A 25706-nucleotide genomic window follows, 5' to 3' on the forward strand; every position below is an offset into this window, starting at 1 on the left:
TTATTTTTTAGTAGACATATTTAACAGTTCAATACTTTTTTACAAAAAGCCTTGTCCTTTTAAAAATAAAATTTTATTAATCATCAAATAAATTTAGTAATATTACTTTAAAATCAAATTCAAGTTCTAAATTTTCTTAATTTTTACCAATTTAACTTTAGATAATTTTGAAAATATTTACTATTTTTCCAAAATATCAATTATATCTTTTGTAATTTCTTCCAGTTTTTTTGCACCATCTACGCTGTAAACTTTATTTTGCTTTTTATAAAAGTCCAATACTGGTGCTGTCTGCTCGTTATAAACTGCCAAACGTTTTTTTACTGTTTCTTCATTATCGTCTGCCCTTTGTTCCAAATCTTCTGGATTTTCGTCAACTGGCGGATTGTATTTTATGTGATAAATTTTACCAGTTTTTTTCGATACCCTTCTTCCTGTGATTCTTTCGATAATTTCTTCATCACTAACTTCAAGTGCGATTACTTTTTCAATTTCTCTGTTTGATTTTTCCAAAATTTTGTCAAGTTCTTCAGCTTGAGCCACTGTTCTTGGAAACCCATCCAAAATAAATCCTTTTTTACAGTCTTCTTCCTGAAGTCTTGCTTCCACAAGTCCATTTACAATGTCATCAGAAACCAATTTCCCTTCATCCATCAATTTTTTTGCTTCCAGTCCTAACGGAGTCTTATTCGCAATTGCGGCTCTCAAAATATCTCCTGTTGAAATTTGAGGAATTTCATATTTTTGAATTAATTCCTTTGCCTGAGTTCCTTTTCCTGCTCCTGGTGCTCCAAATAACACTATATTCATAATTATTTATCCGATATTTAAAATTAAATACCGCTCCTTTCCAAATTTATTTTTTCACATCTAATTTTAACATTTTAAAAGCCATTTTTCAATTTTCTTTTTTAAATTTTCAAAAAAATAACAAAAAAGAAAAAAAAACTGAATTTAATCAGTTTTTTCTGCTAAAGAATTTTAGCTAATTTAAGTTAGAGTGGGTAATAAACCCTTCTATATTTTACCACATTTATAAATTTTATCAATACCTTTTTTTAAATTTTTATTTTTTATTTTTTCTTAAATTTCCATTTTTTCATATTTTTTAAAATAATCCTTCAATTCTTCTAAAATCTCATTCCCCATTCCTTCTTTTTCCGTTTCTATATTAACGCACAAAAGTGGTTCATGCAGTGACAATCTGATTAAAAACCAGCTTTTTTGACCGGCATTTATTCTTACACCTTCGTAGTTAGGCATTTCTAGGCTCCAACCTTCTTTTTTTTCAGCATATTCCCTAAAGTTTTCCACGATTTTTTCTCCACGAGCTCGAAAATCTTTATCTTTTATAGGAATTCTTATTTCTATTTCCTCAGTAGGCTCAGACAGCTCATTTAGAACATCTGTAAATTCAATGCCTTTTTCCCTGCTCTCTACAAGCTGAATCAGAAGCCTTGCAGCCATGTATGCACCGTCATCAAGAAAATAGTTTTCTTTAAATGCTGCATGTCCAGACGTTTCTATCGCAAGAGGAGAATACTTCCCTTCGTTATTCAGTCTTATAGATTCATTTATTACGTTCTTATATCCTCGCTGGAATCTGTGATGAATCCCGCCACGGTTTTCTATAAACTCTTTTAGCCCTGCCGATGTAACCGAATCTGTTACAATTATTCCGCCAGAATGCTCTTTTAACAATATTTCACTAAGCAATGCAATAAGATTATTTCTGTTAATTTCACGTCCATTTTTATCTATAAAGGCACTTCTATCTCCATCTGCATCAAATATTATTCCAAAATCTGCATTATTATCAAGAACTGCTTTTTTTATTGATTCTATCGCTTCTTTTGCTTCAGGATTTGGAATATGATTTGGAAAGTTACCATCAGGATTTAAAAATTGGCTTCCAGCAGTATCTCCACCTAAAACTTCTATTACCTTTTCAGCAAAAAATCCCGCGGCTCCATTTCCTGCATCTATCACTATCCGTAAGTTTTTTAGAGGCTTGTCTCCTTTTCCAATTTTATTTTTTATTAGTTCGCATATATATGAAGCATAGTCATCTGCCAGATTTTTTACAATTTCTACACCTTTTTCTTCTTTAATCAAATTTTCTTCTTGTTTTTCAGCCATTTCTAGAAATTCATTAACATCACTTTTTTGAAGCCCTCCGTTTTTCGTAAAAAATTTAATTCCGTTGTAGTAGCTCGGTAAATGGCTGGCAGTTATCATCATTGCGCCATCAGCTTTATAATCCTCAAATATCGTAGCCATAAAAAGCGACGGTGTTATTGACATTCGGCAGTCATATACATCAATTCCCATTTCCAACAAGGTCTTTCTTATAACTTCTGAAAATTTAGGTCCTGTATGCCTTGCATCGTATCCAACTGCCACTTTAACCTTTCTGTTTTCAGCCTTTGCGATTTCATCGCATTTTTCAGTTATCCAAAGCCTAAAGCCTTTTGCTATGAACTCAACTTCCTTTTCAGATAAATTGATGTCTTTGTCCTCATATTTGGAAACTATTCCCCGAATATCAGTCCCGCTTACCATATTTTTTAAATCCATAAAAATACCTCTCTTTTTAAGTAAAGCCATACCTATTCTCCTCATTTTGAAAATTGGTATGGCTTTTCTATTATTGTTCACTTAATTTACTATTTTAAATTATTCAGCACTGTTTCCACAATATCCTTCGCTCTAAGCCCATAATTCGTAAGCATAGTCTCCCCATCTGCACTTTGTCCAAAAACATCCTGTATTCCATGTTTTACAACTTTTGTTGGATGAACTTCTGATAAATATTCTGAAACTGCACTTCCAAGTCCCCCAATTACAGAATGTTCTTCACTTGTTACAATAAATTTACATTCTTTTGCCGCTTTTAAAACTGTTTCTGTGTCTAAAGGCTTTATCGTAGAAACATTTACCACTCTTGCTTTTACTCCTTTTTCTTCTAGTAATTTTGCTGCTTCAAGAGCTTCTGATACCATAAGACCAGTTGCTAATATTGCTACATTATTTCCTTCTCTCAAAGTTGCAGCTTTCCCTATTTCAAATTTATAGTTTTCATCAAATAATACTTGTATATTCAGTCTTCCAAGTCTTACATATACAGGCCCTTCATATTCAGCCACTGCAAAGACCATTTTTTCCGTTTCTACTGCATCTGCTGGCGATAGCACTACCATTCCTGGAATTGCACGCATTAAAGCCACATCCTCAACTGACTGGTGTGAACCTCCATCTTCTCCTAACGAAACTCCTGCGTGAGTTGGACAAATCTTGACATTTAACTGTGGATAAGCCACAGAGTTTCTAACCTGGTCAAAGGCACGTCCCGCCGCAAAATGCGCAAAAGTTGAAGCAAACGGTATTTTCCCAGTCGTTGCAATTCCTGCCGCTGTTCCAATCATATCAGCTTCTGCAATCCCCACATTTATATGTCTTTCTGGAAACTCTTTTTTAAAATACGCAGTCATTGTTGATTTTGACAAGTCTGCTTCCAGCACTACCACATCTTTATTTACTTTTCCCAATTTAACTAACGCTTCTCCATAAGCCTGTCTTGTCGATTTCTTTTCCATCTTTTTAACCTCCTACTGTAATTCCTTCATAGCTTGTTCATACTCTTCATCATTTGGAGCAGCCCCGTGGAATCCAGCGTTATTTTCCATAAACGAAACTCCTTTTCCTTTTACAGTGTTTGCAACTATTACTGTCAGCTGTCCTTTAACTGTTATTGCTGTGTCAAAAGTATTTATGATTTCTTCATAATTATGTCCGTCAATCTCTATTACATTCCATTTGAATGCCTTGAATTTTTCCCCAACTGGAGCGACATCCATTACATCCGAAACTTTTCCGTCAATCTGCAAGTTGTTATAGTCAACTATCGCAACTAAATTGTCAAGCTTGTAATGTGCAGCAGTCATAACCGCTTTGTATAGATGTCAAACATTTGTTACAAAAATATATTAAAAAAAATATTTCTTTCCTAATGTATCTTTAACCTAATGATTTTGCTTGTACTCTTTTAATACTTCATTTGGACTCTTAAAGCCTAGTACTTTTCTTGATATGTTGTTGTATCTTGTATTGTATTTCCTTATTGCCCTTAACAGTTCTTCCTTGCTTTTAAATTTCTTGTCTCCATAGTACTTGCTGTCAAGCCTGTGGCTTCTTTCCACTTTTCCATTCTCCCATGGCGAATATGGACGAGTTGTCCCGTACTCTATCCCCTTCTCCTCTAGTTTCACCTCAAACAGTGTTTTCTTATCACTTTCAGAATTTGTGAACTCTTTCCCGTTGTCTGTCTGAACTTTCTTTATGTCAAATCCCAGCTCTTTTTCCAAGTTCTCTAGAAACTTTGCGGTCTGATAGGTGCTTTTTTCATCCACTATTCTTAACACTCTTTTTCTTGTATATTCATCTAATGCCGTTATTTGATAATACTTTTGGTCACGTGTACCAAACTGTATGCATTCTTCCGGAACATATTTTATGTCTATCTGTACTCTTTCCCCAGGGTAATTCGCCTGTTCAACCTTATTTTTTCTTTTATGCGGCTTTTTAGGCTTTTCTTTGGCATTGCCCTTCATTTTCCTTATTATCCTGCACATTGAATCGTATGTACGGCTGTAGCCTTCCTTTCTTGCTTTGACATAAACTTCTGCCAGCCCTTCATAGCCAAATTTCCTGTATTTTTTCATAACCAGTTCTATTTCTTCTTGCGTGTGCTGGTTTGGATGGCTTTTAGGTCTTCTGCTTTTTGGCAGAAGAGATTGGACTGTGCCGTCGTATCTGTATCTCCAACGTTTTATCTGCTGACGTGATGTCTTATACTTCACTGCTGCCTTTGAATTATTATTATGTTTTATTGCATACTCAATTGCCCGTTGACGAACACGGTATATTTCTGATATACTACTCATATGAAAGGTTTCTCCTTAATGTGGTTTTGGTAGGCTTACATTATATCAGAAACCTTTCTTTTTTTGTATATTCTTGTCACATATGTATTATCTCACAATAATTTTTTTAAAAAATTTACAAAAAAAAGCCGGATAAAACCGACTTAATAATGAATTATTATTTTATATTATTGTTGAAATATTTTTGTTGCATTATCCAAATCAATATGACAATAACCATTTGGATTTTTCTCCAAATAATTTTGATGATAATCCTCAGCCATAATATAATGCTTTAATGGTCTTACTTCCACTTGAATTTCTCTTGAATATTTATTTTGTTCACTATCAATTTTTGATTTTATTGTATGAACTTCATCACTATCTACATAATAGATCCCTGTCCGATATTGTCGTCCTTCATCAAGCCCCTGTCTATTAATACTTGTAGGATCAATTATTGAAAAATAGTAATCCAAAAGTTTATCTAATGAAACTATTTCATTATCATATTTTATATGCACTGTTTCAGCGTGATCTGTCATTTTCAAAATATCATAGCTTGTATCAAGAGTTTGCCCATTAGCGTAGCCAACGGTTGTTTCAATAACACCAGGAGCCATTTTAAAGAATTTCTCTACGCCCCAAAAACATCCTCCGGCTAGATAAATTTCTCTAATATCAGTCATAACTCACACCTCCTTTAAATTTTTAAATAACACTAAAATTATACTGTCACCAAAAATTTACTTAAAACAAAATTTAATAGGTAATTATGATTATATTACTTGTATATCAAAACCCCAATTATTCAATATTTTTATAGAAAATATCTACTAATATAATTTATTTTGTAATTATTTTTAGTATAATTTTAAATCATATTATTATAATCTCATTATACAAGTTTATGAATAGAAATTATTTAACAATTTCTTTTAATTAGATTATTTTTTTGTGAGTTTTTTATATACAAAAACTATTATTATTCATCTGTGAATAGTATATTTCCGTATTAATTTCCCCTCTTTCAAAAAATTATACAAAATCCCTAAACTTATACTTATTACAATAGTCAGAACCGATTTGAAAACCATTTCATCACTTATTTTTATTACAAAGTGAAGAACAATTAGATGAATTAAAAATGCAAAATATGTAGAGTTTGCAATTATTTTTATAAAATTATTTCTGTTGACGAAATTAAATTTACACCAGAATAAAAAAAAGGAAATCGTCATTATGAAAGTTCCAAGTGAATTTTTATCAAAAAAATTGGATACACGGTTATCTGTTGTAATTAAAACATATTTTGTAGAAAAAAAACTTACGAAAAACCCTATAAAATAAATAATTATTATCCAAACAAATGAAAAATCTTTTATTTTTTCTTCGTATTTTTTTATAAAATATCCTAAAATATAATAACCAATAAAACCTGTTATTGGAAAATTTGAAAATGGAATTTCGACAAAGTTGAAATAACGTAAATAGGGATTTAAAATATTACATAAAAACCATAGAAAAATCACAAAAAATGTTTCTTTTTCAGCATATTTAAGAACCTTTTGAAGCCAAGGTGTAAGAAAATACAGCCCCAGAATCATATAAATATACCAAAAATGTGGAGCTGCAAATGCTTTCCCCTTTAAAATTGGTACAATCGGAACTTTGAAAAAATAAATATAAATCACATTAAAAACAATAAAAAGTGGTAAAATGTTTAAAATTCTCTTTTTAAAAAATAATGCTGTATTTTCTGATTTATACAACAGTAAATATCCGCTAATCATCACAAAAAGATTAACTCCGATTGAAATAAACGCATATCCTCCCATCCAAACATTTATCCCATACTGTCTGTTCAATGTGTGCAAAAGCACAATAAAAATAAATGCAAAAATTCTTATAATATCAATAGCCATTAATTTTAAAACTCCTAACCTTTGTAATAATCATAAAATTTTGTCTAAAAATAAAAATTGTTATAAATAAAACATTTAATCTTGAGGAATAAGTCCCAAAGATTTTTCCATTTCAATTGTTCTGTCAACATCTTTTTTGTAAGTAATACCTAACTTATAGTAGTGATTTTCTTTCATTTTCAAAAAACTCCATCCGTAATTTTTTTTCTCAATTACTAGATACTGTCCTTTTTCATTGGATAAAGTTGCCTTTATTTTGGGCTCTTCTATATTATCTGTCCTCTTGTAATCCCACAAAATCTCAAAATAATTTGTAGAGTCCCAAATCCATTTTTTCACATCTTCTGTATTTTCAAGTTTTTTTCCATTTACGTAAAGTTCTTTGCTATTTGAAATAATTTTCCTAATTTCTTTTAAATCCCTAACATAACTTGGCAACTGAAATATATTTATGCTAATTTCAGTTATCACAATTAGACAAACTGATATACAGCCCATCTTTAAATAAAAAATTTTCTTTTTTAACTTCTCTTTTCGCAAAGTTTCCTCAAAATCTCCAGTTTCTTCATCTTCTTTTTCATAATCATTTACAACATCCTTTTTTGTTTCCAAATAAAACTTCAAAATTCCAAAAATAATTATTAACCAAATAGATATAATATTTTTATTAATTTTCAAAAATCCTATTATAATCGGAATAATCACATACATTAAGCTATTCATCAAAATAAATAGTCGTCTTTTTCTCTTTTCTTTTTCAATTTTCTGCTCATTGTAAACATACATATTTTTTAACCTCTTAACATTAAAAACCGCCTTTTAAACATTTTACAATATTAACAAAATTTTTTCAAATTAATTGATAAAAAACTTTTTTTATGGTATAATTATTTTGTAAAAAACAGACATGTGTAAATAAAAAATCGGTTAAACTGCCTTAAAATTTGGGGCAGTTTTTATATAATTATAAAAAAATTTTAAAAAATAATTAAATAAAAAAGTATAATATTTTGTAATAGTATGATATAATATTTTTGAGGAAAACCGAACCTCATATTTTACACAAGTCTGGGGGTGATACCAGTGGAGCGTGATATAATTTATATCATAATTCAAATTGTAGTTGCCTACTATTTTTTAAGTAGAGGATAACACCCCAAAAATGAAAAATATTTTTCCCCTGCAGACATTATTTGCAGGTTTTTTTGTAAAATTTCTTGATTATGTTATTGTAAAATTTAATTCAAAATGTTATCATAAAATAAAGAAATTATTGAAAATTAATTATATAAATAAAGGAGAGATTTTTTATGTTATATCCAATGAAGTTTAAAAAATTTTTTGTGGAAAAAGTGTGGGGTGGACGTGAATTTGAAACAAAATTAGGAATGAAACTGCCTGAAGGCAAAAAAATTGGAGAATCTTGGGAAGTGTCGGCACATCCGCATGGAATGGGTATTGTGGAAAATGGTGCTTTAGCTGGACAAAGACTGGATGATATTTACAAGGAATATAAAGGAGAGCTTACTGGAAAAAAGGTTTATGAAAAATATCCTAACAAATTTCCGCTTCTTATAAAATATCTGGACGTAAATGATAGACTTTCTATTCAAGTACATCCAAGTGATGAAGTTGCCTTAAAAAAACACAATGAATTTGGAAAAAGTGAATCTTGGTATATAATGGAAGCAAGTGATGATGCGACTTTAATTATGGGAATGAAGCCTGGTATTACAAAGGAAAAATTTTTGGAAAAAGTAGAAAAAAATGATTTTGATGGATTATTTGAAGAAAAAACTGTTAAAAAAGGTGATTTTATTGACATCACACCAGGAACAGTCCATGCCTCATTAAAAGGAAGCGTACTTTTTGCAGAAGTTCAGCAAAACTCAGATGTAACTTATAGAATTTATGATTTTGACAGAATTGATGAAAATGGGAAAAAAAGAGAACTGCACTTACAGGATTCTGCTGATGTAATTGATTTTGGAAAAGAAGTGGAAATTAAAAATACTGATTTTGATGATTCTGAAAATGGGAAAGATATTTTGAGAAAACATATTATAAAAAAAGAATACTACTCAATTGATAAAGTAAAATTCGCTGATTCCTTTGAAGATGTAAATAATGAAAGTATGACAATTTATTCGATACTGGAAGGAGAAGGAAAAATTACATGGGAAAAAAATGAAGAGCTTGCAATAAAAAAAGGCGAAACAATTTTAATCCCTGTTGGCATCAACACAAAAACTATTGGAAACTTTGAAATTTTAAGAACTGTAATTTAAATAAATGTGGGCAATGATTCTAGTTTATTTTTTAGGCAAATTAGATGATTTGCCTTGTTTTTTTAGTTGGAATATGATATTCTAATGTTATACTAATATCGTTTTATAATCATATATTGTATAATATATCAAATTTTCGAAAAATGTATTATTTTTAATAAATATATAAAAAGTTAGATTATTAAATAGACATAACGAAAGATAATTTTATAAAAAATAAAAAAGGAATAGGGATTAAGAACAGTGAAAAAAAGGATTTTATTGATTGGAATAATGTTTGGAGTTTCATCTTGTGGAATTGTTGGCGGCGTTGGAAGTGTCGTCGGAGGAACTATAAAAGCTGCAGGTGGAATTACTGGAGCGGTTATTGGGACAACTGGTAAATTGATAGGAGGTATTATTGGTGGAAAAGATGGCGAAATAAAGGCCAAAAATACAAAATACAAATTTGCAAATGCGGAAGTAGAAATAACTGGTGGAAAAACTATTGTTACAGGAATTTTGACTCATAATGGAGTAACTAAGAGAAATTTGACAATAGAAATTCCTTGCTTTGATGAAAATGGAGCAAAAATTGGAGATGCTGTTGACAACATAAGTTCGCTTGGAAAAAATGAAAAATGGGAATTTCAGGCAATTCTTAATACAAATGAAACAAAAACTTGTAAACTTAAAGATACATATATTTATGAAGGAAATATAAATACAACTATTGAAAATAAAGATAGTAATACTGAAAATGTTAATAATGAAAACACTAATAATATTGAAAATGAAAAATAAAAATTGGAGGAAATAATGATAGGAATCATTGGAGCAGTAATTGAAGAGGCTGAAGCAATAAAAAAGGAAATTAATGATATTAAGGAAAACACAATAAACGGTATATCGTTTTTTACTGGAAAATTTAATGATAAAGATGTTGTTTTTGTGCAATCTGGAATTGGGAAGGTAAATGCTGCGATTACTGCAACTTTACTAATTGAAAAATTTGGTGTAAGTGAGGTAATTTTTTCAGGAGTAGCTGGATCGCTGGATGAAAGGCTGAAAGTTGGAGATGTTGTTGTTGGGCGGGACATTGTTCAACATGATGTTGATGCTACAGCCTTTGGCTATAAAATGGGGCAAATCCCTCAAATGAAGGAATGGGCATTTGAATCAGATAAAAATCTAATTGAAAAAACTGGAAATATAACTAATTTTGAGCATCAGATTTTGCTTGGAAGAATTCTGACTGGAGATCAGTTTGTAAGTAAAAAAGATGTGAAAATTCAACTTGGAAAAGATTTTGAAGCACTTTGTGTGGATATGGAAAGTGGAGCTGTGGCTCAAGTCTGTACAAGATTAGGTGTAAAATTTTTGATAATCCGTTCGATTTCAGATTCAATTACAGACGAATCTGATATGGAATATGAAACTTTTGTGAAACTGGCAGCAGAAAATTCTAAAAAAATATTAAAACAAATTATTTAATGAAATAGTTATAATTATTGGACAATTAGCTAATAAACAAAAGATTTTTCAACAAAAATAAAATAGGGAAAAGAAGGGAGAAAAAATGAGTTTTCGATTAAATCCATTTAAAGTAATGAGAGCAGTTGGAATTGTTGCTATTATTACTTATGGCGTGGTACTTGCAACAGGCTACAAGAAATCAAAGGTAACTACGACCGAAAGTGTTACAAAGGAAATGAAAGTTCGAAATAAGGACTTTTACAATTCCAAGGACTATAAAAATAATCTAACTTTGCCAAATCAGGTTATTGAAAATAATAATGAAACAGTTGAAAAGGAGCTTGAACAGACGAAATCTGCTGAAACAGTAGACTTACAAAACCCTACAGTAAATAACCAGCAGACACAGCCTCAAAATAATCCAAAGGCAGCTAAGGAAGATAAGAAAAAAGAAGAGCAGAAAAAATTAGAAGCTCAAAAACTGGAACAGAAAAGACAAAAAGAACAGAAAAAATTGGCTGAACAAAGACGTCAGGAAGAGGAAAGAGCTGAAGCAAGACACGCTGAACTAAAAAAACAGCAACAAGAAGCAGCAGCTAGAAAAGAACAGGCAGCAGCACAAGCAAGGGCAGAAGCAGCTAGACAACGTGCAAAAGAAGAGGCAACTAGAAAAGCTAAAGAAGAAGCAACCAAGAAAGCTAGAGAAGATGCTAAGAATCGTCAAGCTAAAGGTCATAAAAAATACATCCAAGTTGCATCCGTAGCCTCAGAAGCCTCAGCTAGAGAAATAACAAAAAAATTAGGTGGAAATTTTTACTACAAAAAAACATCTGTAAATGGTAGAACAGTCTATGTGGTGATGTCAAATATGACTGATAATCCAAATACTTTAAAAACAATGGAAAATCAAGCTAAAAAAGCTGGTAGCGGGTATATGATACGTTCTACTAATTAAAATTTAGAATAGAAGTGAGAATAAAATTTATGAATAAAAATTACAGAGGAAATATTCTTCCAAAAGAAATCGTAAATGAAATAAAATTGTCTAAAAGCATTATTTTAACAGCACATATTAATCCAGATGGAGATGCTCTTGGCTCACTTTTGGCATTTTATTTTATGATAGATGAATATTGTAAAAAAAATAATATGGAAAAAATGATAAAAATCATGGTCGATGATAAATTGCCTAAATATATGAGGCATTTTGAAGATACAGGGCTTATTTGGGATTATGAAAAATTTTGTGAAAAATTTAAGAAAAATTTTCAAAATAATGAAAAATTTGATTTGTTTATAAGTCTGGACTGTGCGAATCAGGAAAGATATGAAAGAGCTGTAGAAATCAAAAAATTGAGTAAAAAATCAATAAATATTGATCATCATGTTAGCAATACTGAACATGCGGATTTTAACTATGTAGAAGATATTTGCAGTACAGGAGAGCTTTTATATCAGTTTTTGAAAATTTTTGACATTGAACTGACAAAGAAAATTGCTGAATATATGTATCTTGGAATAATTAATGATACTGGAAATTTTAGACATGATAACGTTACATCGCATACTTTTCTGGTATGTTCCAAATTAATTGAGGCAGGTATGAATAATCACAAAATTGCTAATATTATTTTTGCAGTAAGTGAAAAACAAGTTGATTTTATTGGTGAAGTTTATAAAAATAAAAAAGTTGATGAAAAATATAAATTTGTCAGCTATTATCTGACACAAGAAAAAATGAAAGAACTAGGCATTGAAAAGGATGATACAAACAGTACATCAGAAATGCTTTTAAAAATCGAAGGGATGGAGATTTCACTTTTTGTAAGGGAACAGGAAGACGGTTTATTAAAAGGAAGTTTTCGAGCAAATGATAAGTACAATGTAAATAAGATAGCTTCAATTTTTGGTGGTGGCGGACACATAAAAGCTGCTGGATTCAAGACAGATTTATCTTTTGAGGAAATTTTGGAAAAAACTTATGAAGTATTGGAAAAATAATTTTATTAATTCGATATTAAGAAGGATTGGAATCTGATATGGAAAGGGGAATTTTATGTTTGAAACTTTTAATATGTTCAATTATTTGAAAATGATGGGCCTTTCAAATACTGAACTTGCAAATAATTTTCAGTGCATTGAAAAAGCTAACCAGAATATTAATGAAATTTTAGGTAGTAATCCAAACGCTGTTTTACGAAAAATAAAATATGCATATTCAGATAAGGAAAAAAAACATTTACAATTTGATATTAAAATAGAGGTAGTGAATAATTAGTGGAAAAGAAAATACAAAAAATAATAATAATTTTATGCTTTGGAATGATAATAAGTTGTTCATCTGTTGGAAAAAGGGTTGTCCCAAACTCAGCAGTGGTGTCACGAGATGTTGTTATGAATAACAGTATTGAAGAAGTGAAAAAAAAATTTAGTGAAACAGTAGGAACTCAGCACGTTGGATTATACAAAAAGGGCTTTAGAAACTGGAAAGTTATTTTGTATGGAGCACAGGCGTATTATCAGGTAATTGTGACAGAAGATGGTAAAATTGTTTCAAGTGAAAGACTTGAATATAAATAAAATAAAAAAGGGAGTTTTTTTCATTCTCCCTAAATTTTTTATTCATCATCTTCAGTTTCACTTTTTTGATAATTTTCCAAATCGTCAAAAACATTAATTAAACTGTCTGAATCAAGTTCATAATACATATTATCATCAAGACTGCTATTTTCATGTTCTGAAACTTCAATTTCTGTATTTTCCTGATTAGTTTCCTCTATCCCATTATTTAAGAAATCTTGAGAACTTTTAATATCAGTTTGTATATTTGACTCATGGTCTTTGAAGTCTATGATTTCACTTTTAATGGAATCTGGAATATATATTTTTTCTGTATCTGATGTTTCTTGACTTTCTTTATTTGATTCTTCTTCTATTTTTTTATCTTCACCTAGTTTGAAAAGGCTATCAAAGAAAACAAAAAAATCATTAATTGCAAAACTTTCCTTTTCGGTCTTTAACATAAGAATCGTTCCTTCGAGTAAAGCAATTAAAAGTCTTGCTGTTGTTTCAGGAACAATATCATCGTATTTTTTAGGAAAAGCATATTTTAAAGTTGTTATAAAAAAAGAAAATCTAAGTTCTATTTTTTTATATGATTTTACAAGTTCTTCACGTATGCTATTATTTAAGTCAGATAGCTCCAATGCCAGATTTCCAAGTGGACTCCCACCATGAAATTTATTATTTACAATGTTTTCAAAATATTTTTCAAAAAAGTAGTGAAATTTATCAATTGATAAATCATCTACATTATTATTGAAGAAATTTATCAGATTTTCAGTATGATATTTGATTACAGAACTAAGTAACTCTTCTTTACTCGAAAAAAATTTGTAAAAAATATCATTTGGCATGTCGCATGCTTTAAAAATATCCGTTAATTCTGTATTTTTATAGCCTTTATAATAAAAAAGTTTTGCACTTTGTTGGATTATAAAGTTTTTATTATATTCTTTAGTCATTAAATTTACCTCTTTAAAAGTATTTTGAGTATATTTTATAATTTAATTCGAAGATTGTCAACTAAATTAATTAAAAAACATAAATAAAAGGATGTGATTCTATGAAATATAATTTTGATGAAATTATCGACAGAAAAAATAATCATTCTGTTAAATACAATGAATTGACTAGATTTGGATTTGAGCATGGAAAGGAGCCTAAAGACTTTATTCCATTATGGATTGCAGATATGGATTTTAAAACTGCCCAACCAATTATTGATGCTCTTGAAAAAAAAGTTCAACATGGGGTTTTTGGGTACGTTTATCGACCTGAAGAATATTTTGAATCTTTTATTAACTGGCAAAAGAAAAGATTTGGCTGGGAACCAAAAAAAGAGCTTTTGAGTTTTAGTATCGGTGTTGTGCCTACTCTTGGAACATTGATAAAATTATTTTCTGAAGAAGGGGAAACTGTTTTGATTCAACCTCCTGTCTATTCAGAATTTTATGATATTAATACTGATAACAAAAGAATTGTTTTAGAAAACAAATTCAAAGAAAAAGATGGTACTTTCACTATCGATTTGGAAGACTTGGAAGAAAAATTAAAACAACAGCCTAAATTATTCATCTTTTGTAATCCACATAACCCTTTGGGACATGTTTGGACTTATGAGGAATTAAAAACAATCGGAGATTTATGTGTAAAATATAATGTGCCTATTATTTCTGATGAAATTCACGCTGATTTAACACTTTGGGGTAATAAACACATTCCAATGGCAAGTGTTTCAGAAGAAATCAGACAAAACACAATAACTTGTACTGCTACTGGGAAAGCCTTTAATTTAGCTGGTTTACAATGTGCGACAATTGTATTCAATAATATTGAAAACAAAACTAAATTTGATAGATTTTGGAAAGATTTAGAGGTTCATAGAAACAATCCTTTCAATTTAGTTGCAACTATTGCTGCTTATACAGAAGGGGAAGAATATTTGACTCAGTTAATCGATTACTTAGAACAAAATATCCTTTTCTTAAATACTTTTATGAAAGAAAATATTCCGTTAATTAAACCAAATGTTCCACAAGCGACTTATTTAGTTTGGCTAGATTGCCGCGAATTAATGAAAAAATATAATTTTAATCAAGATGAACTAGAAAAATTTATTTATCAAAAAGCAAAAATAGGATTGAATTCGTGTCGTGCATTTAATCATGGATCGAGCGGATTTATGCGTATTAACACTGCTTGTCCTAGAAGTGTGTTAGAAAGAGCATTAAAACAATTAGAAACTGCTTGTAACGAATTAGTCTGATATTAGAGCTAAATGAATCAATTGTTACAAATGTAAAGAGAAAGCTCATGTCTATTTTTTATATGTAAAAAATGAAAACCTCCAAATATTCTTATTTAGAGGCTTTTTTTATAATTTTTTTTACTTTCTATATTGAGTAAATATCTGTTTCACTTTCCGAATATCTTTTAAGAAAATTTTGCAACCGTTGATTTTTTGAATTAACAAAAATTTCTTCTGGCTTACCTTCTGCTATAATTGTTCCACCATCAATAAATACTATATAATCTGAAACCTCCCTTGCAAACTGCATTTCATGGGTAACAATTATCATTGTCATATTTTCTTTTACCATATCCTTTATAACTTTTAGAACTTCTCCAATAAGTTCAGGATCAAGTGCCGAAGTTGGCTCATCAAGCAAAATTACCTCTGGACTCATTGCAACCGCCCTTGCGATTCCCACTCTTTGCTGCTGCCCTCCAGAAAGCTGATTTGGGTAAAATTCGGCTTTATCTTTTAACCCCACTTTTTCAAGCATTTTCAATCCGATTTCTGTTGCTTCGTTCCTATTCATTTTTTTTACAATCAAAAGACCTTCAATTACATTTTCCAAAGCAGTTTTGTTTTTGAATAAATTATAATTCTGAAAAACCATTGTCGTATTTTTTCTAAGCATGTTTATATCTTTTTTATTTATTTTACTCAAGTCAAAAGTTTCATTTCCAAAAGTTATTGTTCCCGATGAAGCTGTTTCAAGAAAATTAAGGCTTCGTAAAAATGTCGATTTTCCCGATCCACTTGGTCCTATGATGCTTATTACCTGCCCTTTTTCTATTTTAAAGTTTATTCCTTTCAAAACTTCATTTTTTCCAAAAGACAATTTTAGATTTTCAACCTTTACCATTCTACAGTCCACCTACTCTCAATTTCTTTTCCACAATTCCCATGACTTTTTCCACAATTATGCAAACAACCCAGTAAATTCCAGCAACAACAATATATGCCTCAAAAATATCCAACCCCGAAGCCGATATTATTTTTGCTTTTCCCATCATTTCCACAATTGAAACTGTAAAAGCAAGTGAGGAATCCTTTATCAGACTTATAAAAGTATTTCCAAAATTAGGAAAAGTTATTATAATCGCCTGTGGAAGTACAATTCTTCTCATTGCCTGCCATTTTGTCATTCCAATAGACAATGCAGCTTCAACTTGCCCTTTATCCACCGACTGAATTGCCGCCCTGAACGTTTCCGAGAGATACCCTGACACATTTAAAATAAATGCCACATACACAAACACAATCGCAGGAATATTAGTCACATCTATATTAAATCCATATTTCAGATGTATATAATCCAATATTTTAGGCAATCCATAATAGGCAAGGTAAATCTGAACTAAAAGAGGTGTCCCTCTTATAAAGGACACATAAATTGTAGCAAGTCTTGTCAGCACAGGAATTTTATTTATTCTCACAAGTGCGATAAAAAAACTAAGTATCAGCGAAAATATCATCGTAACAATCGCAATATTCAGAGTCATTGGCAATGCTTTCAGTATTTCTGGAATCGCTCTTACCATAAAGCCCCAGTTTAAAAAAGGTACATTATTATTCATTACTTTTCTCCTGTTTATAAATTATTTCGTATAATCTCCACCAAACCATTTTTCTGATATTTTGGCAAGCGTTCCATCGGCTTTCATTTCAGCTAGTGCTTTATTTACTTTATTTTTCAATTCTTCGCTATCTTTTCTAAATGTGAAATATACAGGCGTTTTCGTTACGGGTTCTCCTACGATTTCTACAAGATTTCCTCTTTGCTTTGTGAAATATCCTACTGTCAATCTGTCATTTAAAGTAGCATCTGCCTTTCCTTGTGCAATTTCTTCAAGTGCAATTGAAACATTTCCGTCAAAATAAGCATAATTTATTTCCTTATTTTTGTCAAAATCAGTCAAAGTCTTGTTATAATTGCTTCCTACTCCTGTCATAACCCTTTTACCTTTTAAGTCCTCAAGTGTCTTAATATCAGTTCTTCCTTTTTTAACGATAATTTGAGCGGCTGATACTAAATAATCATCAGAGAAATCATATTTTTTCTCTCTTTCAGGATTTTTAGCAATCTCATTTGCAATAAAGTCAAATTTTTTCGATTCCAGCCCTAAAAACATGCTATCCCAAGGCGTAGGCACAAATTCTATATCTAAATTTGCCCTTTTACCAATTTCTTCAACAACTTCCACATCATATCCAGTTAATTTCCCACTTCCATCAGTAAACGTAAATGGTGCATAAACTCCTTCTGTTCCAACTTTAACTTTTTGTTTTCCTTCACTACTCCCACTTTTACCATTTTCCTGTTTCCCGCCACAACTGATAAGAAATAGTCCTATCAATAAAATTCCTGTTATTTTCAAAATATTTTTCATGATTTTCCTCCCAAAATTTTTATATTTTTTATTTATATTATCGTAAAATTAAATTTTCCACTATTTCGTATAATCTCCGCCAAACCATTTTTCTGATATTTTAGCAAGCGTTCCGTCAGCCCTCATTTCAGCAAGTGCTTTGTTCACTTCATTTCTTAATTCTTCGCTATCTTTTCTAAATAGGAAAAATGTCGGAGTTGTACTCAAAGGCTCCCCTACCAGCTGAACTTTATCCCCTTGCTGTTTTTTATAATAACTTACCACAAGTCTGTCGCTCAATGTTGCATCCGCCTTTCCTTGTGCTATTTCTACCAATGTCAATGTAATTCCGCCGTCAAAATAATTAAGATCTATTTTTTTAGCAGCTGTTTTATTATATTCCTCAACAGTTTTTGAATAATTGCTTCCAACTGCTGAAATTACTCTTTTACCTTCCAGATCCTTCAAAGTCTTTATATTATTCTCTCCCTCTTTTACAATAATCTGAGCAGCTGAAACTAAATATTTATCAGAAAAAATATATTTTTCTTCTCTTTCCTTAGTTTTTTCAATTTCATTGGCAATAATATCATATCTTTTTGACTCTAGCCCTAGAAATATGCTATCCCAAGGAACAGTTGTAAATTCAATATCTGCGTTTATTCTTTTTCCGACTTCCTGAATAACCTCAACATCATATCCTGTCAATTTCCCGCTGCTTTCATCCTTAAACGAAAATGGTGCATAAACTCCATCTGTCCCTACTTTTATAACCCTTTTTTTCCCAGCATTCGCTTTATTTCCGCAAGATACCGCTAAAATCAGCACTAATAAGACTCCTAGCAATAATTTAATTTTTTTCATTCTAAGACCTCCAAAAATAAATATTTTTTAAAGAAAAAAGCCGAATAAGATTATTCAGCTTTCTAGGATGCAATCTCATTTTTTAAATTTATTCACTTTAAAATGAGTTTACATCTAAAATTATTTTTCAATTAATTTTAAAATAAACTCTACAAATTCATACACATTATCATATATAATTTTTTGTCTTTTTTCATAATACTTTTCATTTTTATGTCTCACTTTCCTGATAACATTTGTACATGAAAGTATTATACTATAAAAAAATTTATTTGTAAAGTTTTATTTTTGTATATACATGTATTTTCTTACAAAAAATAAAATAACTTGTTAATAAAAAAAAACTTTTGAGAAAAACAAATTCTCAGAAGTCTTTTTTTGGGTTGTTATTTATTATTTTAGATATTATACTATTATTCCCCCATAAGGCAGGAGAATCATAAGAACGGTCTGGAAATACACCGTATTCTAATTTTATTTTTAGGTTATTTTCTTTTAAGAATAATTCGACTTTTTCCTTTAAACTTACAGGTTTACCAGAACAACAATTTATAATTCCAGTTACTTCAGTTTGTAAAGCTGCTTTTGAAATCATTTCAGCTAATATACTTATATTGATGAAATCATATTTGTTTTTTCCCGTAGTAAACGGAAAAGTCTTAGCACCCTCTTCTTCTTTTTGTAATATTTTAGAAAAAATAGAATTATTATTTCTATCGTCACCCTGTATATAAAATACTCTAAGCCATTTTATAAACAATTCCTTATCACTATCTTCTAATATTTTCAAAGACTGTCTCAAACTATTTTTTGCTATACCGTAAAATGAAATAGGATTAGTTGTAGTATCATTATCAACTTCTCCTTCCCAATATCCAATTTCGTGCATAGTTCCTATAACATTTATATTTTTTATACCAAATTCATGTATTTTCTTTAAAAATTTATAATGTAATGAAATATCTTCAAGATGAGTAATAGAATTGTGTACAAATCCATTACGCCACGCTAAATGAATACAAGTCCCTACATTTTGCAAATTAGAAAAAAGATAGTCTGTATTTTCAAATATATTGATTTCTATTTTTTTTACTTTCTCACTTATTATTTTATTTAAAGAAATATCAACAGCTACTACATCGATATTACTATCTAATAAATAATTTATAACATTTCTTCCTATGTAACCATTAGCACCTGTTACTAAAACCTTTTGTTTCATTTATTCTCCTAATTGAATATTTACCAAACTAGATTATTTTTTATATTTTTTCATGCATTCTTTATTTCTTGTTTTTCTTTCCTTATCAAAAAACCAGCCCCATTTATTAAAATAATTTATAGCTGAATTTATATGTGCCATCATCATTTTTCGTGTTTTATAAGATGCTTTTCCATGTTCATGAACTATTGTTACTTCAGGATAAAATATAACTTTATATTTTTGACCAATTCTTCTGCATAAATCATAGTCTTCCATATACATAAAATATCTAGTATCAAACATTCCAACAGTTTTCAAAACATCTGTTCTTATGAACATAAAACATCCAGATAAAATTGGAACTTCCATTATTGTATTATAATCACACCATCTCATTTCATAATCATAATCCATTTTATCTACAACCGATTTTATTGGACAAAATCTTCTAAATATTAAATTTAAAGGTGTGGGTAATAGTCTGCAAGATTTGTTTACCTCTCCATTAGATTCATATATTTTAGGCCCTATCTGCCCAATATCAGAATTTTTTCTCATATAATCAACTATTTTCTCAATTGTATTTTCTTCAAAAATTATATCAGCATTTAATATTAAATGAAATTCTGCTTTTTCTTTGCAATTTTTACCCATTAATTTTTCTAATATAACATTATGTCCTGATCCAAATCCATTATTTGAATTATTAAAAATATATTCGATTCGATCATCTGAAAGTTTGTTTATAAAATTTCTCAAACTATCCTCTTCAGAATTATCTGAAATCCATAATTTAAATTTCAATTTTGTTTTTTGAAAACAACTTATGATTTGAGCTAATTCTTTTTGATCAGTATTATAAGTAACTATACAAGCTGTAAAGTCATACATACGAAATCCTCCACTTTTTTTACTTAGTAAGATTATAACATCTTAAGTTTAATCAAACAAGTCAAATATTTTAAAAAAATTTTATATTTTTTCCCATTTTTTTGTTTCAAAATTATATTTTTTTATTACTTTTGCAGGATTTCCAACAGCAATACAATTTTCTGGGATATTTTTAGAAACAACAGAATTTGCACCAATTATAGAATTTTTTCCAATAGTTACTCCCGATAAAACTGCAACATTTTCTCCCAACCAAGCATTTTGACAAATTTTTACTGGTTTTGTAAAAATTTTTCTCTCTTTTACAATTTCATCAGGACATGAATGTTCAGGGTTCTTTAACGAAGAATAATTTCCATGATTCAAATCAGAAACATAAACTTTACTAGCAATTAATACGTTATCTTCTATAATAACTGACTCTGCACAAGATAAGTGAACATAGTCATTAATTTGAACATTATTTCCAATAATTAATTGAGGATTTTTTCCATCTGAAATTCTATTATTAAAATTATAAGCCTCTATTCGACATCCAACACCAGTAGTAAAATTTTTTCCATATTTTATATACTTTTTTCCCCTTATATCGAATGGGAAACGAATTAGTCTAGCTTTTGGAAAAAATATTTTTGTTTTAATCAAATTAATTCCCAATTTCCACAACTCATAAAATGATTTTTCCATGTTTTACCTTTCTATATTTATTTGATTACATTTTTTCATAAACTTTTTCGAGAACTTCTACAGAATTTTTCCACTGATATTTTTTAGCCTGTTCATATCCTTTTAGTATCATTTCTTCTCTATAATTACTGTCATTCCGTATTTTTTTATATGCTTCAAAAATTTCATCTTCACTTAAAGGATCAACTAAAATTGCGGCATCTCCTGCAACTTCAGGTAAAGACGACACATTGGAAGTGACCACAGGCACTCCTGCCGCCATAGCTTCCAGAACTGGCATTCCAAACCCTTCATACAATGAAGGGAATGCAAAAAACTGTGCAAGTTTATAAATAGGTATTTTATCCTCTTCATCAATATATCCTGTAATTATAATATCTGTCCCCATTGACTCTATTAATTTCATAATATTCTCATATTTCCATCCTTTGTTTCCTACAATTACAAGTTTTAAATCATCTTTAACTTCTTTTTTATAGTTTTTAAAAGCTTTGACAATTCTTTCGATATTTTTTCGTGGTTCTATTGTTCCTAAATATAAAATGTAATTTTGAGGTAAATCGTATTTTTTTCTGACATTTTCAAGTTCTATATCAGTATAATTATATGAATATTTCTGTAAGTCAATCCCTGGTGTTACAATCTGTATTTTTTTCTCATCTACATTAAAGTGTTTAATAATGTCCGATTTTGCACTTTCTGAAATAGTTATAATCAAATCTGATCTCTCAGCAGCATATTTATATTCACTAATAGCTTTCATATCACCCATAGTTTCTGGAGCTGAAAAAAATACAGTATCATAAATTGTAATTATTACCTTACCTTTTATATTTTTTGGAATAGTAAAATTAAAAAAATGATATATATCTGACTTTGTTCCCAACAAAAAATTATGACTTATTTTTAACTTTTGAGTTAAAATATCATAAACTTTGTATGGAATAAATTTATTTTGTTTTATTTTAACATCATAATTTATTTGCTCTTTTACATTATGTCTATTCATAAAATTTATAAATTCAGCTGTATAGTCATTTTTATTATTTTGAACCAATCCTTTTACAATGTTAAAAATATACCATCCTACTCCTGTTTTTTTCCCGACAGCCCATTGTAATTCTAACGATATTTTTTTCATTTTATTCCCAACTTTCTTTTTAAATTTTAACAAAATTTATCATACATTTGTCTATATTTTTTTAATATTTTATCATAAGAAAAGTTTTCTTCATAATATTTTTTAAAATTATAACCTGGAATTGCTTCATAATACTTTTCTATTTTACTTTCTAAATCTTCAACATTATTTTTTACTAAAAAATCCTTATTTATTATAATTTCCGGAATAGCACAGACATCTGAAGCAAAAACCGGTTTATTATAAAGATATCCTTCTATTATTGGTAATCCAAACCCTTCACCATATTTTGCTAAAACTGTCACCAAATCAGTGCTTTCATAATATTTTCCAACTTCTTCATCTGGAACATATCCCAGCAATTCGATATTTTCCAGGCGATTCTGTTTTATTTCTTCCCTGTATTTTTCTAATAACGGCCCTTTACCGGCTATTTTAATATCATAATTTCTTTTTGCTAATTCTATTAATAAATCAATATCTGCTCTCTCTTCAATGCTTCGGACAGTAAAAATTTTAATTTTATCTGTTTTCCAGTTATCTTCTGGTATATCTTTTTTAATAACCTGTTCAAAAGGAGTCGTATTATATATAATTTTAAAATTTTTTCCTTCATATAAAGATTTTTCTTTTGAAAATTTTGAAATAAAATGTACTAGTTTCGATTTTTTATAAACTTTCTTCTCGATATATTTAAATAAATTTTGTAATTTATGATTTACTGCATTAGATTGGTAATAAAGTCCATCATGTACTGTGAAAATATCTGTTTTTTTTAAAAGAAAAAAGCTCATAAGATAATTATGAGAATGTATAATATATTTTTTATTTTTAAACTTTCTATTTATTAATTTATTCAAACTGATAAATCTGAATTTATTTTTCTTTATTCCAATGCAATTTATTCCATTCCAGTTAAATTCGACATTTTCATCATCAAAAAAAATATAATATTTTTCTATATTTTCTCCTAAGGATTGAGCCTGAAATAAAATCACATTTTCGACTCCTCTTTTAAATTTCAAAGGATTATTAAATCCGAAATATATCACACATTTCCTCATTTTTATTTTTTATCCTTTCAAAAATTATTTATATTTTTTCTGTATTACTTTTTTAAAACTATCTCAAAAAGTTTTTTCCAGTTATTACAGTAAGGCTGTTCTATATTTTTACAGATATTCCCATCAAAATTAATATTTTTTTCTGTAATAACTGATTCCATTTTTGCAGCTAGTTCTTCAGCTGAATCAGGATTAAAGAAAAAAACATTTTGATAATTTCCCAATGTTTCATGTGCATAGGGCAAATCAGCCAAAATCAGCTTTTTCTTGAACTCTTTTGCCTCAGTAATCGGTAATCCCCACGTCTCAATTTTAGAAGGAAATATAACTGTTTCTATCTTATTGTAATACTTCATTAAATTTTCTCTTGACTGAAGTCCAATAAATTTAATACATTCCAGTTTACTATATTTTTCAGTTATTTCTTTTGAATAAATATTTTCACTGCCATCTATTGTCAAATAAGCCTTGAAATTTTTAATATTTTTACTCTCCAGAATTTCAGCAGCTTTACAAATCACCTCAAAATTTTTAAAAACTCTTGGAAAGCTGGGATAAATGAAACTATTTTTTTCTACTTCCAGATCTGTGTCTAGCTTTAAATCTTCCAGATTAACCTCAGGATGTGCAACAATAACATTTTCTATTCCAAAAGCTTTCTTAAATTCTTTTCTTATCCAGTCCTGCTGAACAATAACATAATTATTTTTCTTTATATTTATTTTATAAATGTATTTATAAAATTTTGAAAAAAGAAATAATTTAAATGATTTTTTTCTTTCTTCTTTTGTCATTTTATAAAACATCATCGGATTGTGACAGTAAACAACTCTTTTATCAGCTGTTACATTCGGTGTCATGTCATGTAATGAAAGCCATAAATAAGGCTTCAATTTTTCCGAAAGTTTCTTAAAATAAAAATACTCATAATACATTCTTTTTAAGTAACTTTTTTTAGAGTCTTTAAATTCTATAAATTCTATTTTTGATTCATACTCTGAAAATAAATTTCTGTCGTGAACTAATGCTATTATTCTATATTCTTCCAGGAAGTTTTCTTCAAGATATTTTAAGCATTCTTTGTAAATTGTTAAGGGTCCGCCTTCACTGAAATTGATAGCGGAAATTATTATTGTTTTTTTATCCATGTTTTAATTCTCACTTTTATTATTTAAAATTATTTGTGTTTCTTCTATCAAAGCTGTCTCATTTTATTTTAATAGTAAATTGCTCTCCCTTCAGATAATCTGAAATATAATACATTTTTCATAAATTTGATATTTTAGTTATATTCTTTATTACATAAATTCTTTAAGATTATAATTTTGTACTTCTTTATATTCTTCAGGTGTTCCAAAAGATATATGTAAATCTGTCAAAAAATATTTTATTTTCATATTTTCTTTAATCATAATATTATATACTCCACTAATGAAATATTCATTATAATTACAATCATCCAAATATTTTTGTGCAGATTTTTTAAATATATTTTTATTTTTAAAATAATATGCTCCACAAATCGCTTTATTGCTTATAACTTTTTTTTCCATTGTTTTAGTGACATTTCCTAAATCATTTATCTCAATATAGCTGAATCTTGGATCATTAGATGTAAATGTTAAAATTGCTCCATCAGCATCATCCTTACTTTTTAAAATAAAATCATAAAAAGTTTCACACAAAAAACTGTGATCACAATCATTAAATAAAACTGGATTTTCATTATTAATCAATTCTATTCCTCTAAGACATGTTAAGACTGCTCCATTTAAAACTTGATCAATAATTTTCAACTTAGCATTTGGATAATATTTTAAAATTTCCCTATCTATTTTATATTTCTCAACATGCTCTTTTAACACAATAAAGATAAGGTCGTCAATTTTAGCAAACTTTACAATTGACTGAGTCGCCCAAAAAAAGAAAGGTTTCCCATTCAATTCAATTAAAGGTTTAGGAATCTCAATCCCTTCTTTTTTAAATCTTGTTCCCCCACCAGCCATGGGCATTATTAAATTTATATTTCCCATAAATAACTCCT

27 protein-coding genes and 1 pseudogene are annotated in these 25706 nt (G+C 29.0%); 8 read left to right on the plus strand and 20 right to left on the minus strand.

The features are described 5' to 3' along the window. Positions 1-180: 180 nt before the first annotated feature. From BQ5344_RS02525 to BQ5344_RS02560, 8 genes and pseudogenes are all read right to left on the minus strand, one after another. Positions 181-810, minus strand: a complete 630-nt coding sequence (locus BQ5344_RS02525) for an adenylate kinase (RefSeq protein ID WP_071124029.1) — start codon at positions 808-810, stop codon at positions 181-183. 273 nt (positions 811-1083) lie between these two features. Then, positions 1084-2607 carry a phosphohexomutase domain-containing protein gene (locus BQ5344_RS02530; RefSeq protein ID WP_235846096.1) on the minus strand — a complete coding sequence of 508 codons (1524 nt, stop codon included), beginning with the start codon at positions 2605-2607 and terminating at the stop codon, positions 1084-1086. A gap of 59 nt (positions 2608-2666) precedes the next feature. Further along, on the minus strand, positions 2667-3596 hold the full coding sequence (locus BQ5344_RS02535) for a transketolase family protein (RefSeq protein WP_071124030.1): 930 nt from the start codon (positions 3594-3596) through the stop codon (positions 2667-2669). A 12-nt stretch (positions 3597-3608) separates the two neighbouring features. Then, a pseudogene (locus tag BQ5344_RS02540) lies at positions 3609-3959 on the minus strand (transketolase); the annotation flags it as partial. 63 nt (positions 3960-4022) lie between these two features. After that, the gene (locus BQ5344_RS02545) at positions 4023-4943 is read right to left on the minus strand and encodes a DDE-type integrase/transposase/recombinase (RefSeq protein ID WP_071124031.1); all 921 of its coding nucleotides are present in this window, start codon (positions 4941-4943) and stop codon (positions 4023-4025) included. Between the two features lie 167 nt (positions 4944-5110). Further along, positions 5111-5611 carry a peptide-methionine (S)-S-oxide reductase MsrA gene (msrA, locus tag BQ5344_RS02550; RefSeq protein WP_071124032.1) on the minus strand — a complete coding sequence of 167 codons (501 nt, stop codon included), beginning with the start codon at positions 5609-5611 and terminating at the stop codon, positions 5111-5113. 300 nt (positions 5612-5911) lie between these two features. Next, the gene (locus tag BQ5344_RS02555) at positions 5912-6847 is read right to left on the minus strand and encodes an acyltransferase (protein WP_071124033.1); all 936 of its coding nucleotides are present in this window, start codon (positions 6845-6847) and stop codon (positions 5912-5914) included. A 75-nt stretch (positions 6848-6922) separates the two neighbouring features. Beyond that, a complete protein-coding gene (locus tag BQ5344_RS02560) occupies positions 6923-7633 on the minus strand; it encodes a hypothetical protein (protein ID WP_071124034.1) in 711 nt (236 codons plus the stop codon). 524 nt (positions 7634-8157) lie between these two features. Here BQ5344_RS02560 and BQ5344_RS02565 point away from each other — a divergent pair. The 7 genes from BQ5344_RS02565 to BQ5344_RS02595 all read left to right on the plus strand — a co-directional run bounded on the left by BQ5344_RS02565 (position 8158) and on the right by BQ5344_RS02595 (position 13170). Next, a complete protein-coding gene (locus tag BQ5344_RS02565) occupies positions 8158-9135 on the plus strand; it encodes a type I phosphomannose isomerase catalytic subunit (RefSeq protein WP_071124035.1) in 978 nt (325 codons plus the stop codon). A gap of 243 nt (positions 9136-9378) precedes the next feature. Continuing rightward, the gene (locus BQ5344_RS02570; RefSeq protein WP_071124036.1) at positions 9379-9918 is read left to right on the plus strand and encodes an FxLYD domain-containing protein; all 540 of its coding nucleotides are present in this window, start codon (positions 9379-9381) and stop codon (positions 9916-9918) included. A 15-nt stretch (positions 9919-9933) separates the two neighbouring features. Further along, positions 9934-10608, plus strand: a complete 675-nt coding sequence (locus BQ5344_RS02575) for a 5'-methylthioadenosine/adenosylhomocysteine nucleosidase (protein ID WP_083378174.1) — start codon at positions 9934-9936, stop codon at positions 10606-10608. A gap of 85 nt (positions 10609-10693) precedes the next feature. After that, entirely contained in the window at positions 10694-11545 is an 852-nt protein-coding gene (locus tag BQ5344_RS02580; RefSeq protein WP_071124037.1) for a cell envelope integrity TolA family protein, read from the plus strand. Positions 11546-11574: 29 nt separating this feature from the next. After that, entirely contained in the window at positions 11575-12591 is a 1017-nt protein-coding gene (locus BQ5344_RS02585; RefSeq protein WP_071124038.1) for a DHH family phosphoesterase, read from the plus strand. A gap of 55 nt (positions 12592-12646) precedes the next feature. Beyond that, positions 12647-12868 carry a hypothetical protein gene (locus tag BQ5344_RS02590; RefSeq protein ID WP_071124039.1) on the plus strand — a complete coding sequence of 74 codons (222 nt, stop codon included), beginning with the start codon at positions 12647-12649 and terminating at the stop codon, positions 12866-12868. Next, the gene (locus tag BQ5344_RS02595) at positions 12868-13170 is read left to right on the plus strand and encodes a hypothetical protein (RefSeq protein ID WP_071124040.1); all 303 of its coding nucleotides are present in this window, start codon (positions 12868-12870) and stop codon (positions 13168-13170) included. The genes BQ5344_RS02590 and BQ5344_RS02595 overlap by 1 nt, the downstream gene beginning before the upstream one ends. A gap of 38 nt (positions 13171-13208) precedes the next feature. On the opposite strand, the gene BQ5344_RS02600 is transcribed toward BQ5344_RS02595, so the two are convergent. Next, a complete protein-coding gene (locus BQ5344_RS02600) occupies positions 13209-14114 on the minus strand; it encodes a TetR/AcrR family transcriptional regulator (protein ID WP_071124041.1) in 906 nt (301 codons plus the stop codon). Between the two features lie 101 nt (positions 14115-14215). Here BQ5344_RS02600 and BQ5344_RS02605 point away from each other — a divergent pair, with 101 nt between their 5' ends. After that, positions 14216-15418, plus strand: a complete 1203-nt coding sequence (locus BQ5344_RS02605; RefSeq protein WP_071124042.1) for a MalY/PatB family protein — start codon at positions 14216-14218, stop codon at positions 15416-15418. 127 nt (positions 15419-15545) lie between these two features. Here BQ5344_RS02605 and BQ5344_RS02610 read toward each other — a convergent pair whose 3' ends face one another. The 11 genes from BQ5344_RS02610 to BQ5344_RS02660 all read right to left on the minus strand — a co-directional run bounded on the left by BQ5344_RS02610 (position 15546) and on the right by BQ5344_RS02660 (position 25695). Then, positions 15546-16304 carry an amino acid ABC transporter ATP-binding protein gene (locus tag BQ5344_RS02610; RefSeq protein WP_071124043.1) on the minus strand — a complete coding sequence of 253 codons (759 nt, stop codon included), beginning with the start codon at positions 16302-16304 and terminating at the stop codon, positions 15546-15548. Position 16305: 1 nt separating this feature from the next. Continuing rightward, a complete protein-coding gene (locus BQ5344_RS02615; RefSeq protein ID WP_071124044.1) occupies positions 16306-17019 on the minus strand; it encodes an amino acid ABC transporter permease in 714 nt (237 codons plus the stop codon). Between the two features lie 21 nt (positions 17020-17040). Next, the gene (locus BQ5344_RS02620) at positions 17041-17832 is read right to left on the minus strand and encodes a transporter substrate-binding domain-containing protein (protein WP_071124045.1); all 792 of its coding nucleotides are present in this window, start codon (positions 17830-17832) and stop codon (positions 17041-17043) included. 60 nt (positions 17833-17892) lie between these two features. Further along, positions 17893-18675, minus strand: coding sequence for a transporter substrate-binding domain-containing protein (locus tag BQ5344_RS02625; RefSeq protein WP_071124046.1), 783 nt, complete (start codon positions 18673-18675; stop codon positions 17893-17895). A gap of 364 nt (positions 18676-19039) precedes the next feature. Continuing rightward, entirely contained in the window at positions 19040-19897 is an 858-nt protein-coding gene (locus tag BQ5344_RS02630) for an NAD-dependent epimerase/dehydratase family protein (protein WP_071124047.1), read from the minus strand. A 33-nt stretch (positions 19898-19930) separates the two neighbouring features. Beyond that, positions 19931-20770 carry a glycosyltransferase family 2 protein gene (locus tag BQ5344_RS02635; RefSeq protein WP_071124048.1) on the minus strand — a complete coding sequence of 280 codons (840 nt, stop codon included), beginning with the start codon at positions 20768-20770 and terminating at the stop codon, positions 19931-19933. An 81-nt stretch (positions 20771-20851) separates the two neighbouring features. After that, positions 20852-21457, minus strand: coding sequence for a DapH/DapD/GlmU-related protein (locus BQ5344_RS12545; protein ID WP_071124049.1), 606 nt, complete (start codon positions 21455-21457; stop codon positions 20852-20854). Positions 21458-21482: 25 nt separating this feature from the next. Continuing rightward, entirely contained in the window at positions 21483-22598 is a 1116-nt protein-coding gene (locus tag BQ5344_RS02645; RefSeq protein ID WP_071124263.1) for a glycosyltransferase family 4 protein, read from the minus strand. 26 nt (positions 22599-22624) lie between these two features. After that, positions 22625-23596, minus strand: a complete 972-nt coding sequence (locus BQ5344_RS02650; RefSeq protein WP_158662988.1) for a glycosyltransferase family 4 protein — start codon at positions 23594-23596, stop codon at positions 22625-22627. Between the two features lie 110 nt (positions 23597-23706). Further along, positions 23707-24810, minus strand: coding sequence for a glycosyltransferase (locus tag BQ5344_RS02655; RefSeq protein ID WP_071124051.1), 1104 nt, complete (start codon positions 24808-24810; stop codon positions 23707-23709). A gap of 150 nt (positions 24811-24960) precedes the next feature. Continuing rightward, complete coding sequence (locus BQ5344_RS02660; protein ID WP_071124052.1) at positions 24961-25695, minus strand: glycosyltransferase family 2 protein; 735 nt, start codon at positions 25693-25695, stop codon at positions 24961-24963. Between the last annotated feature and the right edge of the window lie 11 nt (positions 25696-25706).

Source organism: Leptotrichia massiliensis, from assembly GCF_900104625.1.
Taxonomy (GTDB): Bacteria; Fusobacteriota; Fusobacteriia; order Fusobacteriales; family Leptotrichiaceae; genus Leptotrichia; species Leptotrichia massiliensis.

Coding starts and splice junctions, on each gene's coding strand:
- BQ5344_RS02525 (WP_071124029.1), bottom strand. CDS start 810: ATGAATATAGTGTTATTTGGAGCACCAGGAGCAGGAAAAGGAACTCAG.
- BQ5344_RS02530 (WP_235846096.1), bottom strand. CDS start 2,607: ATGGCTTTACTTAAAAAGAGAGGTATTTTTATGGATTTAAAAAATATG.
- BQ5344_RS02535 (WP_071124030.1), bottom strand. CDS start 3,596: ATGGAAAAGAAATCGACAAGACAGGCTTATGGAGAAGCGTTAGTTAAA.
- BQ5344_RS02545 (WP_071124031.1), bottom strand. CDS start 4,943: ATGAGTAGTATATCAGAAATATACCGTGTTCGTCAACGGGCAATTGAG.
- msrA (WP_071124032.1), bottom strand. CDS start 5,611: ATGACTGATATTAGAGAAATTTATCTAGCCGGAGGATGTTTTTGGGGC.
- BQ5344_RS02555 (WP_071124033.1), bottom strand. CDS start 6,847: ATGGCTATTGATATTATAAGAATTTTTGCATTTATTTTTATTGTGCTT.
- BQ5344_RS02560 (WP_071124034.1), bottom strand. CDS start 7,633: ATGTATGTTTACAATGAGCAGAAAATTGAAAAAGAAAAGAGAAAAAGA.
- BQ5344_RS02565 (WP_071124035.1), top strand. CDS start 8,158: ATGTTATATCCAATGAAGTTTAAAAAATTTTTTGTGGAAAAAGTGTGG.
- BQ5344_RS02575 (WP_083378174.1), top strand. CDS start 9,934: ATGATAGGAATCATTGGAGCAGTAATTGAAGAGGCTGAAGCAATAAAA.
- BQ5344_RS02580 (WP_071124037.1), top strand. CDS start 10,694: ATGAGTTTTCGATTAAATCCATTTAAAGTAATGAGAGCAGTTGGAATT.
- BQ5344_RS02585 (WP_071124038.1), top strand. CDS start 11,575: ATGAATAAAAATTACAGAGGAAATATTCTTCCAAAAGAAATCGTAAAT.
- BQ5344_RS02590 (WP_071124039.1), top strand. CDS start 12,647: ATGTTTGAAACTTTTAATATGTTCAATTATTTGAAAATGATGGGCCTT.
- BQ5344_RS02600 (WP_071124041.1), bottom strand. CDS start 14,114: ATGACTAAAGAATATAATAAAAACTTTATAATCCAACAAAGTGCAAAA.
- BQ5344_RS02605 (WP_071124042.1), top strand. CDS start 14,216: ATGAAATATAATTTTGATGAAATTATCGACAGAAAAAATAATCATTCT.
- BQ5344_RS02610 (WP_071124043.1), bottom strand. CDS start 16,304: ATGGTAAAGGTTGAAAATCTAAAATTGTCTTTTGGAAAAAATGAAGTT.
- BQ5344_RS02615 (WP_071124044.1), bottom strand. CDS start 17,019: ATGAATAATAATGTACCTTTTTTAAACTGGGGCTTTATGGTAAGAGCG.
- BQ5344_RS02620 (WP_071124045.1), bottom strand. CDS start 17,832: ATGAAAAATATTTTGAAAATAACAGGAATTTTATTGATAGGACTATTT.
- BQ5344_RS02625 (WP_071124046.1), bottom strand. CDS start 18,675: ATGAAAAAAATTAAATTATTGCTAGGAGTCTTATTAGTGCTGATTTTA.
- BQ5344_RS02630 (WP_071124047.1), bottom strand. CDS start 19,897: ATGAAACAAAAGGTTTTAGTAACAGGTGCTAATGGTTACATAGGAAGA.
- BQ5344_RS02635 (WP_071124048.1), bottom strand. CDS start 20,770: ATGTATGACTTTACAGCTTGTATAGTTACTTATAATACTGATCAAAAA.
- BQ5344_RS12545 (WP_071124049.1), bottom strand. CDS start 21,457: ATGGAAAAATCATTTTATGAGTTGTGGAAATTGGGAATTAATTTGATT.
- BQ5344_RS02645 (WP_071124263.1), bottom strand. CDS start 22,598: ATGAAAAAAATATCGTTAGAATTACAATGGGCTGTCGGGAAAAAAACA.
- BQ5344_RS02655 (WP_071124051.1), bottom strand. CDS start 24,810: ATGGATAAAAAAACAATAATAATTTCCGCTATCAATTTCAGTGAAGGC.
- BQ5344_RS02660 (WP_071124052.1), bottom strand. CDS start 25,695: ATGGGAAATATAAATTTAATAATGCCCATGGCTGGTGGGGGAACAAGA.